This is a genomic window from Pseudomonas sp. 57B-090624, assembly GCF_003234055.1.
Lineage (GTDB): Bacteria > Pseudomonadota > Gammaproteobacteria > Pseudomonadales > Pseudomonadaceae > Metapseudomonas > Metapseudomonas tohonis.
This window is the reverse complement of sequence record NZ_QKRU01000123.1, coordinates 1-10,013: the sequence shown is the minus strand read 5'-3', so window position 1 is coordinate 10,013 and position 10,013 is coordinate 1. Positions and strand designations below refer to the sequence as shown.

The 10,013-nt window shown below is 68.7% G+C and carries 10 protein-coding genes; 7 read left to right on the top strand and 3 right to left on the bottom strand.

All coding sequences use genetic code 11. From position 1 onward, the window contains the following. From DMX10_RS31005 to DMX10_RS30995, 3 genes are all read left to right on the top strand, one after another. On the top strand, positions 1-898 hold an 898-nt coding region (locus DMX10_RS31005; RefSeq protein ID WP_146603095.1), incomplete at its 5' end, for a S9 family peptidase. A 137-nt stretch (positions 899-1,035) separates the two neighbouring features. Further along, complete coding sequence (gene ercA / locus DMX10_RS31000; protein WP_111264700.1) at positions 1,036-2,199, top strand: alcohol dehydrogenase-like regulatory protein ErcA; 1,164 nt, start codon at positions 1,036-1,038, stop codon at positions 2,197-2,199. After that, positions 2,183-3,862 carry a NahK/ErcS family hybrid sensor histidine kinase/response regulator gene (locus tag DMX10_RS30995; RefSeq protein ID WP_111264699.1) on the top strand — a complete coding sequence of 560 codons (1,680 nt, stop codon included), beginning with the start codon at positions 2,183-2,185 and terminating at the stop codon, positions 3,860-3,862. The genes ercA and DMX10_RS30995 overlap by 17 nt, the downstream gene beginning before the upstream one ends. Before the next feature lie 21 nt (positions 3,863-3,883). Here the strand turns inward: DMX10_RS30995 and DMX10_RS30990 are convergent, their stop codons facing one another. Then, positions 3,884-4,678, bottom strand: a complete 795-nt coding sequence (locus DMX10_RS30990) for an ABC transporter substrate-binding protein (RefSeq protein ID WP_111264698.1) — start codon at positions 4,676-4,678, stop codon at positions 3,884-3,886. 470 nt (positions 4,679-5,148) lie between these two features. Between DMX10_RS30990 and modA the strand changes: the two genes are divergently transcribed. From modA to modC, 3 genes are read left to right on the top strand one after another with little or no spacing between them, the layout of a single operon-like run. Next, the gene (gene modA / locus DMX10_RS30985) at positions 5,149-5,892 is read left to right on the top strand and encodes a molybdate ABC transporter substrate-binding protein (protein WP_236205726.1); all 744 of its coding nucleotides are present in this window, start codon (positions 5,149-5,151) and stop codon (positions 5,890-5,892) included. 21 nt (positions 5,893-5,913) lie between these two features. Then, positions 5,914-6,594, top strand: a complete 681-nt coding sequence (modB, locus tag DMX10_RS30980; protein WP_111264696.1) for a molybdate ABC transporter permease subunit — start codon at positions 5,914-5,916, stop codon at positions 6,592-6,594. A gap of 18 nt (positions 6,595-6,612) precedes the next feature. After that, positions 6,613-7,701 (top strand): molybdenum ABC transporter ATP-binding protein, encoded by a 1,089-nt coding sequence (modC, locus tag DMX10_RS30975; protein ID WP_111264695.1) that lies wholly within the window; start codon positions 6,613-6,615, stop codon positions 7,699-7,701. Between the two features lie 108 nt (positions 7,702-7,809). Here the strand turns inward: modC and DMX10_RS30970 are convergent, their stop codons facing one another. Beyond that, the gene (locus tag DMX10_RS30970) at positions 7,810-8,400 is read right to left on the bottom strand and encodes an NAD(P)H-dependent oxidoreductase (RefSeq protein ID WP_111264694.1); all 591 of its coding nucleotides are present in this window, start codon (positions 8,398-8,400) and stop codon (positions 7,810-7,812) included. Positions 8,401-8,562: 162 nt separating this feature from the next. Here DMX10_RS30970 and DMX10_RS30965 point away from each other — a divergent pair, with 162 nt between their 5' ends. After that, positions 8,563-8,877 (top strand): putative quinol monooxygenase, encoded by a 315-nt coding sequence (locus tag DMX10_RS30965; protein WP_111264693.1) that lies wholly within the window; start codon positions 8,563-8,565, stop codon positions 8,875-8,877. Positions 8,878-8,946: 69 nt separating this feature from the next. Here the strand turns inward: DMX10_RS30965 and DMX10_RS30960 are convergent, their stop codons facing one another. Then, the gene (locus tag DMX10_RS30960) at positions 8,947-9,945 is read right to left on the bottom strand and encodes an AraC family transcriptional regulator (RefSeq protein WP_111264692.1); all 999 of its coding nucleotides are present in this window, start codon (positions 9,943-9,945) and stop codon (positions 8,947-8,949) included. Between the last annotated feature and the right edge of the window lie 68 nt (positions 9,946-10,013).

Sequence of the window (10,013 nt, the reverse complement as noted above, 5' to 3'; positions counted from 1 at the left end):
TTTCTATGCCATCGCCACGGCGCCGGACCGGCTGCCGGCGGTGATCGGCATCGACCGCGTGGACGGTCGCGTCGAGGTACTGGCCGGCGGCGAGCAAACGCTGGGCGAGGCGCAGCTGTCACGCCCCGAGCCCCTGGGCTTCGACAGCGGCCAGGGCGAGCGCGCCCATGGCTTCTTCTACCCGCCACGCCAGGCCGAGGTGCGCGGCCCGGCCGACGAGCGCCCGCCATTGCTGGTGTTCATGCACGGTGGGCCGACGTCCGCCTGCTACCCGCAGTTCGACCCGCGCATCCAGTTCTGGACCCAGCGTGGTTTCGCCGTGCTCGACCTCAACTACCGGGGCAGCAGCGGCTACGGCCGCGCCTACCGCCAGCGCCTGCGCGGCGAGTGGGGGCGCATCGAGGTGGAGGACGCCTGCGCGGCGGTCGCCCACCTGGCCGCCGCCGGGCGCATCGACGGCGCACGGGCCTTCATCCGTGGCGGCAGCGCCGGCGGCTACAGCGCCTTGCTGGCCCTGGCCGAGGGCCGCACCTTCCGCGGCGGCGCCAGCCTCTACGGGGTCAGCGACCCGCTGGCGCTGCGCCGGGTCACCCACAAGTTCGAGGCCGACTACCTCGACTGGCTGATCGGCGACCCCGACCTCGACGCCGCGCGCTACCGCCAGCGCACCCCGCTGCAGCGCCTGGATGACATCGAGGCGCCGCTGATCTTCTTCCAGGGCGGCCGCGACGCCGTGGTCGTCCCCGCGCAGACCTGTTCCATGGTCGACGCCCTGCGCCAGCGGGGCCGCGAGGTGGAGGTGCACCTTTACCCCGACGAAGGCCACGGCTTCCGCCAGGCCGCCAATCTCGCCCACGCCCTGGAGGCGGAGTACGGGTTCTACCGACGGCTGCTCTGATCACGTCGCAGAGTGGGGGCTCTCAAGCACTGAAGCGGGCGACTCGCAATCGGCTGGCACCCATTGGTCGGATTGAAAACGTCCCTGATTCCAGTAGTCTGCTTCCCATTCCATAACAAGAACGATCAGGCGGATTCATGCGCCACGACATCAGCCAACTGCGTAAATTCGTGTCTCCCGAAATCATCTTCGGCGCCGGTTGCCGGCATAACGTCGGCAACTATGCGAGCACCTTCGGTGCGCGCAAGGTGCTGGTGGTGTCCGACCCGGGCGTGCTGGCCGCCGGTTGGGTCGCCGATGTGGAGGCCAGCCTGCAGGCCCAGGGCATCGACTACTGCCTGTTCACCCAGGTCTCGCCCAACCCGCGCGTGGAGGAGGTGCGCCTGGGGGCGGACTTCTACCGCAGCGAGGGCTGCAACGTGATAGTCGCCGTGGGCGGCGGCAGCCCGATGGATTGCGCCAAGGGCATCGGCATCATGGTCGCCCACAACCGCTGCATCCTCGAGTTCGAGGGGGTGGACACCATCCGCGTGCCGAGCCCGCCCTTGATCCTCATCCCCACCACCGCCGGCACCTCGGCGGACGTGTCGCAGTTCGTGATCATCTCCAACCAGGCCGAGCGCATGAAGTTCTCCATCGTCAGCAAGGCGGTGGTGCCGGACGTGTCGCTGATCGACCCGGAAACCACCCTGAGCATGGACCCCTTCCTCTCCGCCTGTACCGGCATCGACGCGCTGGTGCACGCCATCGAGGCCTTCGTGTCCACCGGCAGCGGGCCGCTCACCGACACCCACGCGCTGGAGGCCATGCGCCTGATCAACGGCAACCTGGTGCAGATGATCGCCACGCCAAGCGACATCGCCCTGCGCGAGAAGATCATGCTCGGCAGCATGCAGGCGGGGCTGGCCTTCTCCAACGCCATCCTCGGGGCGGTGCACGCCATGTCCCACAGCCTCGGCGGCTTCCTCGACCTGCCCCACGGCATGTGCAACGCGGCGCTGGTGGAGCATGTGGTGGCCTTCAACTACAGCGCCGCGCCGGAGCGCTTCCGCATGGTGGCCGAGACCCTGGGCATCGACGTGCGCGGGCTCAACCACAACCAGATCCGCCAGCGCCTGGTGGAGCACCTGATCGCCTTCAAGCAGTCGGTGGGCTTCCACGAGACGCTGAAGCTGCATGGCGTTTCCACCTCCGACATCCCCTTCCTGTCGCGCCATGCGATGGAGGACCCCTGCATCCTCACCAACCCGCGCGAGTCCAGCCAGCGGGATGTCGAGGTGGTGTATGCCGAGGCCCTCTGAGGAGCAGCGCCAGGCGCTGCTCGGGCTGGGCAGCCACTCGGCGCGCAAGAGCCATTACCCCGAGCTGCTGAGCCGGCTGGAGGAGCTGGAGACCGAGCGCAACCGCTACAAGTGGCTGTTCGAGCACGCGGTGCACGGCATCTTCCAGGCCAGCCTGCAGGAGGGCCTGCGCGCGGCCAACCCGGCACTGGCGCGGATGCTCGGCTACGACTCGCCGGAGCAGCTGCTGTGGTCGCTGACCGACCTGGCCAGCCACCTGTTCGTCGGTGGCGAGGCGGAGCTGGTGCACATCCGCGCCGAGCTGCAGCGCCAGCAGGGGCTGTTCGGCTACGAGACGCGGCTGCGTCGCCAGGATGGCAGCCATGTCGACGTGCTGATGAACCTGTTGCTGAAGCCGGACGAGGAGGGGCTGTTCGAAGGCTTCGTCGCCGACATCACCGAACGCATCCTCGCCCAGCAGCGCCTGCAGACCCTCAACGACGAGCTGGAGCAGCGGGTGGCGGCGCGCACCCTGGAGCTGCAGACCCTCAACGGCCAGCTGCGCGAGGCGCGGGACGCCGCCGAGGCCGCCAACCAGAGCAAGGACAAGTACCTGGCCGCCGCCAGCCACGACCTGCTGCAGCCGCTGAACGCGGCGCGGCTGCTGGTCTCGACCCTGCGCGAGCGCAGCCTGCCGGGCGCCGAGCAACTGCTGGTGGAGCGCACCCACCTGGCCCTGGAAGGTGCCGAGGACCTGCTCACCGACCTGCTGGAAATCTCCAAGCTGGACCAGAGCGCGATCCGCCCGGACATCGACGCCTACCGCCTGGACGAGCTGCTGGCGCCGCTGGCCTCGGAGTTCCAGAGCGTCGCCCAGTCCGCCGGGCTGCAACTGCGCGTGCGCATTCCCAGGGGGCTGGCGGTGAGCACCGATATCCGCCTGCTGACGCGCATCCTGCGCAACTTCCTCAGCAACGCCTGCCGCTACACCGAGCGCGGCCGCGTGCTGCTCGGCTGCCGGCGCCACGGCGACCGGGTGCGGCTGGAGGTGTGGGACAGCGGGCGGGGCATTCCGGCGGACCAGTTGCAGGCGATCTTCCTCGAATTCAACCAGCTGGACCGGGGCCGCGCCGCCGAGCGCAAGGGCGTGGGCCTGGGGCTGGCCATCGTCGACCGCATCGCCGGCATCCTCGGCTGCCCCATCGGCGTGCGCTCGCAACCGGGGCGCGGTTCGGTGTTTTCCATCGAGGTGCCGCTGGCGGAGGGGCTGCCGGCGCGCCGCGAGGAGCGGCCGCCGCGCTCGGTCACCGGCGACCCGCTGCCGGGCCGGCGCCTGCTGGTGCTGGACAACGAGGCGAGCATCCTCCACAGCATGGCCGCGCTGCTGGGGCAGTGGGGTTGCGAGGTGGTGACCGCCCCCGACCTGGAGAGCGCCCTGGGCAACCTGGGGGGCGTCGCACCGGAGGCGATCCTGGCGGACTACCACCTCGATCACGGCGTGACCGGCTGCGAGGTGGTGCAGGCGTTGCGCGCTCAGTTCGACCGGGCGATCCCGGCGGTGATGATCACCGCCGACCGCAGTGACGAGTGCCGGCGCAACCTCCAGGCCCTCGGTGCGCCGCTGCTGAACAAGCCGGTCAAGCCGGGCAAGCTGCGCGCGGTGCTGAGCCAGTTGCTGCTCTGATCCCGAGCGGGCCCCGGCCGGTCAGTTGCCGTGCGGGGTGTCGGCCAGTACCTGCCTGAGCCGGGCCTGGTAGTCGGCCGATTCGCGCTGGCGGGCGATCTCGTCCCAGATGGCCTGGGCGAGGGCGGGGCGCTCGTCCACCAGGCGGTTCGACAGCATCAGGTAATAGTCCTTCTGCTCCAGCGGCACGGGGCGTTTCTCGATGTCCTGGCCGAGGTCCGGGTGGCTGGCCAGGAGCTGGTCGGCGCGCAGGGTCTGCATGGCGGCGGTCTCGAAACGGTGGCCGTGGAGCATGCGCAGCAGGGCCAGCGGGTCGCGGCTGGTTTCTTCCACGTCCAGGCCGTGGGCCTTGAGTAGATCGATGATGGAAAACCCGCTGAGCGAGGCGACGCGGCCACGGACGCCGCTGAAGGCCTTGCCGTCCCAGTCGGCCTGGCTGCCGCGCAGGCGGTAGAGGGAGTAGGAGGCGCTGTGCAGGCGCTTGCCGTTGTCCAGCGAGCCGTCGGCGCGGTACGGGTAATGGCCCATGACCTGGCGCTCGGCCTTGAACGCGGCGGCGAAGGCGCCGTCGTACTGGCCCCGGGCGAGGCCATCGAGACAACGCTTCCAGGGCATTGGCTGGCGTTCGATCTTCAGCTTCAGCGCCTGTTGCACATGATCGAACAGCACCTGGTTGAGGCCCTTGTCGTCGAGCATCACCCAGGGCCAAGAGTCCTGGTCCTCGTAGCAGAACACCAGTTTCCCGGGCTCGGCCGCCTGTACCTGGAGGGTGAGGAGACAGGTGAGGGTGCAGGCGATGAACGGGATCGGCGACATGGTGGCTCGGTTTCAGGCAGGCGCCCGGGAAGTGTAGTCAGGCCTTGGGACCCAGGTTGGCGGGCGCCTTTTAACAGGATGGCAAAGCGCCGTCTCCGCTCCTTGGGCGAACTTGAGAACCCGGTCAGGAATGGGGCGTGCCGTCGGATGAGCGGAGCGGGGGATGAGTACGAAAATGGCCGCAGGAGGCGGCCATGAGGTTTCCGCAGCGGGGGGAGGCGGAGGTGATGTCGGCGCGGCGGGAGCGCCGGACTTTTCCGTCGTGGCCAAGTGAGCCGTCAGCGGCATCAGATGGGGGCTGGTCCCTCAGCCGCAGTCAGTTTCGCCGGGCTGTATTGCAAGCCTGTGACGATCGCCGAAGAAAATTTTCATCGCTATATAGTTTTATACATAGCGAGGCGCTAGAGTCGGCTCCCGTTCCACATTCCACCGACCTCACACAACAACAAGGGAGTGCTTCCATGGGCTACATGTCTCGCCTGCTCATCACGCTTGCCGCCTGCTCCACCGCCGGCCTGGCCCTGGCCCAGGACGTCCAGGTGGCGGTCGCCGCCAACTTCACCGCACCGATCCAGGCCATCGCCAGGGACTTCGAGAAGGACACCGGCCACAGGCTGGTGATTTCCACCGGCGCCACCGGCCAGTTCTACGCGCAGATCAAGAACGGCGCGCCGTTCGAGGTCTTCCTCGCCGCCGACGACACCACCCCGGCCAAGCTGGAGAAGGAAGGCGACACCGTTGCCGGCACCCGCTTCACCTACGCCGTCGGCACTCTGGCCCTGTGGTCGGCCAAGGAGGGCTACGTCGACGCCAAGGGCGAGGTGCTGAAGAAGAACGCATACCAGCACCTGTCCATCGCCAACCCGAAAGCCGCGCCCTACGGCCTGGCCGCTACCCAGGTGCTGGAGAAGCTGGGCCTGGCCGCCCAGGTCAAGGGCAAGCTGGTGGAAGGCCAGAACATCACCCAGGCGCAGCAGTTCGTCTCCAGTGGCAACGCCGAGCTGGGCTTCGTCGCGTTGTCGCAGATCTACAAGGATGGCAAGGTGACCGGCGGCTCCGCCTGGATCGTGCCGGCCGAGCTGCATGACCCGATCAGGCAGGACGCGGTGATCCTCGCCAAGGGCAAGGACAACGCCGCCGCCAGGGCGCTGGTCGACTACCTGAAGGGCGACAAGGCCGCGGCGGTGATCAAGTCCTACGGCTACGCGCTTTGATTCGAATGAGGGAGCGGTGCGATGCCACTGAGCGGTGACGACTGGGCGGCGATCCGGCTGACCTTGGAACTGGCGAGCCTGACCACGGCCCTGTTGCTGCTGGTGGGGACGCCCATCGCCTGGTGGCTCGCACGCACCCGGTCCTGGCTGAAGGGGCCCGTGGGGGCGGTGGTGGCGCTGCCGCTGGTGCTGCCACCCACGGTGATCGGTTTCTACCTCCTGGTGAGCATGGGGCCCAACGGTTTCATCGGCCAGTTCACCCAGTCGATCGGCCTGGGCACCTTGCCCTTCACCTTCGCCGGGCTGGTGGTGGGGTCGGTCTTCTATTCGCTGCCCTTCGTGGTGCAGCCGTTGCAGAACGCCTTCGAGGCCATGGGGCCGCGGCCGCTGGAGGTGGCGGCCACCTTGCGCGCCAGCCCCTGGGACAGCTTCGTCACCGTCGTGCTGCCGCTGGCCCGGCCGGGCTTCGTCACCGCGTCCATCCTCGGCTTCGCCCACACGGTGGGGGAGTTCGGCGTGGTGCTGATGATCGGCGGCAACATCCCGGAGAAGACCCGGGTGGTGTCGGTGCAGATCTTCGATCACGTCGAGGCCATGGAGTACGCCCAGGCCCACTGGCTGGCCGGTGGCATGGTGGTGTTCTCCTTCCTCATACTGCTGGCCCTGTATTCCAGCCGGCGCATGAAGCCGGGCTGGACCTGACCCCGAGGACCCCGCGGCATGAGTGACGACATACGTGCGCGCCTGTACCTGGCCTGGCCCGGCTTCCTGCTGGACGTCGACCTCGCGCTGCCCGGGCGCGGCGTCACCGCGCTGTTCGGCCATTCCGGCTCCGGCAAGACCAGCCTGCTGCGCTGCATCGCCGGCCTCGAGCGCAGCGCCCGTGGCCACCTGGAGGTCAATGGCGAGACCTGGCAGGACAGCGAGCGCGGGCTCTTCGTGCCCACCCACAAGCGCGCCCTGGGCTATGTGTTCCAGGAGGCGAGCCTGTTCGAGCACCTGTCGGTGCGGCGCAACCTGGAGTACGGCGAGAGGCGCATCCCCGTTGCCGAACGCCGCGTGAAGCTGGCGCAGGCGGTGGAGCTGCTGGGCATCGGCCACCTGCTGGAGCGCATGCCGGCGCGCCTGTCCGGTGGCGAGCGCCAGCGCGTGGGCATGGCCCGGGCGCTGCTGACCAGCCCGCGCCTGCTGTTGATGGACGAGCCGCTGGCGGCCCTGGACGGCAAGCGCAAGGCGGAGATCCTGCCCTACCTGGAACGCCTGCACGACGAGCTGGATATCCCGGTGCTCTACGTCAGCCACTCGCCGGAGGAGGTGGCGCGGCTGGCCGATCACCTGGTGCTGATGGACGAGGGCCGCGTGCTGGGCAGCGGGCCGCTGGGCGAGACCCTGGCGCGGCTGGACCTGCCCACGGCGCTAAGTGATGACGCGGGGGTGGTGATCGAGGGGCGGGTGATCGGGCATGACGCCGACTACCAGTTGTTCACCCTCGGGCTGCCGGGCAGCGGGCTGAGCATGCGCGTGGCCCACGCCCCGGCGGAGGCGGGGCGGCGGGTGCGCTTCAAGGTGCAGGCCCGCGACGTCAGCCTGAGCCTGCAACGCCAGGCGGACAGCAGCATCCTCAACCTGTTGCCGGCGACGGTGTGCGAGGCGATCCCGGCGGACAACGCCGCCCATGTGCTGGTGCGCCTGGAGGTGGACGGCAACCCGCTGCTGGCGCGCATCACCCGCTATTCCCGCGACCAGCTCGGCCTGCACCCGGGCCAGCAGCTGTGGGCCCAGATCAAGTCGGTGGCGTTGCTGGCCTGAGGGGCTTCGCAGGGGGAGGGCGGTGTTCCGAGAGCCCGGCGGAACCTCGCGGATGATGGGTTTCGCTTCGCTCTACCCACCCTGCAAGTTGCGTTTCGACCTACGGCATCAGGCGCTGGCGCCGAACACCTTGGCCAGGTGCGCTTCGTAGCGGACGATGTCGCCTTCGATGTCGGGGCGCTTCATCACGTCGACGGCCAGGAAGGTGGGCAGGGCGGTCATGCCGAGGAACTGGTTGGCCTTGTGGAAGGGGAAGTAGACGGCGTCCACGCCCTTGGCCTCGAAGAAGTCGGTGGGGTCGTCGAAGGCCTGCTGCGGGGCGTTCCAGGTGGCGGAGATCATGTACTGCTTGCCCTGCAGCAGGCCGCCGCTGCCGTATTTCTGCGAGGCGTCGGAGCGGGTGCGGCCATCGTTGGCGTAGAGGCTGCCGTGGCCGGCGGTGAAGACTTCGTCGATGTACTTTTTCACGGTCCAGGGCGCGCCCATCCACCAGCCGGGCATCTGCCAGACGATGACGTCGGCCCAGAGGAACTTCTGCACCTCTTCGGCGGTGTCGTAGCCGCCGTCGATGAAGGTTTCCTTCACATCGAAGCCCGAGCGGTCGAGGTAGGCCAGGGCGGCTTCGTGCAGGGTGCGGTTGTAGCGGCCGTCGGAATGGGCGAACTGCTTGCCGCCGTTGAGCAGGAGGATCTTTTTCATGGCTGGGTGGCCTCGTGAGGTTCTCGATGGCCGGCAGGTTACCCGGGGCCGTACGCGGGAAAAACCGCTTGCGGGGCAAATCGCCTTTGCGTGAAAAGCACGAATCGATAATCGACTCTTGCGATAGGCTGCGCCGCATTCCAGCAGCCGGAGCGTCAGCCCATGAGCGATACCTGCGCCTTCATCCTCCATGCCCACCTGCGCCCGGAGAAAGCCGACGCGTTCGAGGCGCTGTTCCGCGCCTACGTCGAGCCCAGCCGCGCGGAGGCGGGTTGCATCGAGTACCACATGCTGCGCGATGCCCGCGACCCGACGCTGTTCATCTTCTTCGAGGTGTGGCGCTCGCGGGCGGACCTGGAGGCCCATTCGGCCCTGCCGCACATGAAGGCCTTCCACGAGCGGCGCATGGAGTTCCTGGTGCGGGACTTCGAGATCCGCGAGATCGAGATGCTCAGCGCGGCGGCGATGAAGGGGTGAGGTCCGGGTATCCCCTGGGCTGAAGCCCAGGCTACAGCCCAGGCTACGACCGGGGCTGCGCCGTGCCGCTCAGGCTTCCTGGGCGCGGTAGGCGCCGGGGGTGAGGCCGGTCCATTTCTTGAAGGCGCGGTGGAAGGCCGAGGGCTCGGAGAAGCCCAGCTGTTCGGCGATGTCCTGGATGGACAGCTCGTCGCGGCCCAGGTGGTAGATCGCCAGGTCGCGGCGCAGGTGATCCTTGAGCTCCTGGAAGCTGGAGCCTTCCTCGCGCAGGTGCCGACGCAGGGTCTGCGGGCTGATGTGCAGCTGCTGCGCCACCGCTTCCAGGTCCGGCCAGGTGCGGCAGTCGCGGCCCAGCAGGCGGCGGATCTGGCTGGTGAGGCTGTCGCCGCCATCGGGGCGGGCCAGCAGGTCGGCGGGGGAGTGCTCGAGGAAGTGCTTGAGGGTGCGTTCGTCCTGCAGCAGCGGCATGGCCAGGTAGCGGGCGTTGAACAGCAGGCTGGTGCTGGGCGCATCGAAGCGGCGCTGGGTGGGGAACAGCAGTTCGTATTCGCCGACGTGCTCGGGCTCGGCATAGGCGAAGGTGGCTTCATCCAGGCGGATGCGCTGGCCGATCAGCCAGCTGCCGAGGCGGTGCCAGATCACCAGCAGGCTTTCCACGAGGAAGTGGTCCGGGTCCCAGAGGGTGGCGTCGTCCACCGTCAGGCGCACCGATTCCCCCTCGCGCTCCAGGAGGATGCGCGGCGCCTCGGGGAACAGGCCGTAGAACATCGCCCCTCGTCCCAGGGCCTTCTCCAGGCTGCGGCAGTGGATGATCGCGTGGCACATCATGGCGAAGGTGCCGCGCTTGCTGCGTTGGCGACCGAAGCCCATGTACTCGTCGTCCAGCGCCTCCCACAGCAACTGCATCAACCGGCTGAACTGCTCCGGGGCGACCCGGGCGCGGGGCTCTTCCAGCAGTGCCGCCTGGATGCCCGCGTGGCGCAGGATGGCGGCGCAATCCAGGCCATGGCGCTCGGGACCGCGCAGGGCGGCACGGACGAAATGACTGGCGATGGTGCGCTCGCGCATGGGGCGGCTTCCTGGTTCGGGGTGGCCGATGGTAGGGCGGGGCGCGAGGAGGCGACAAGGGGTGGGCG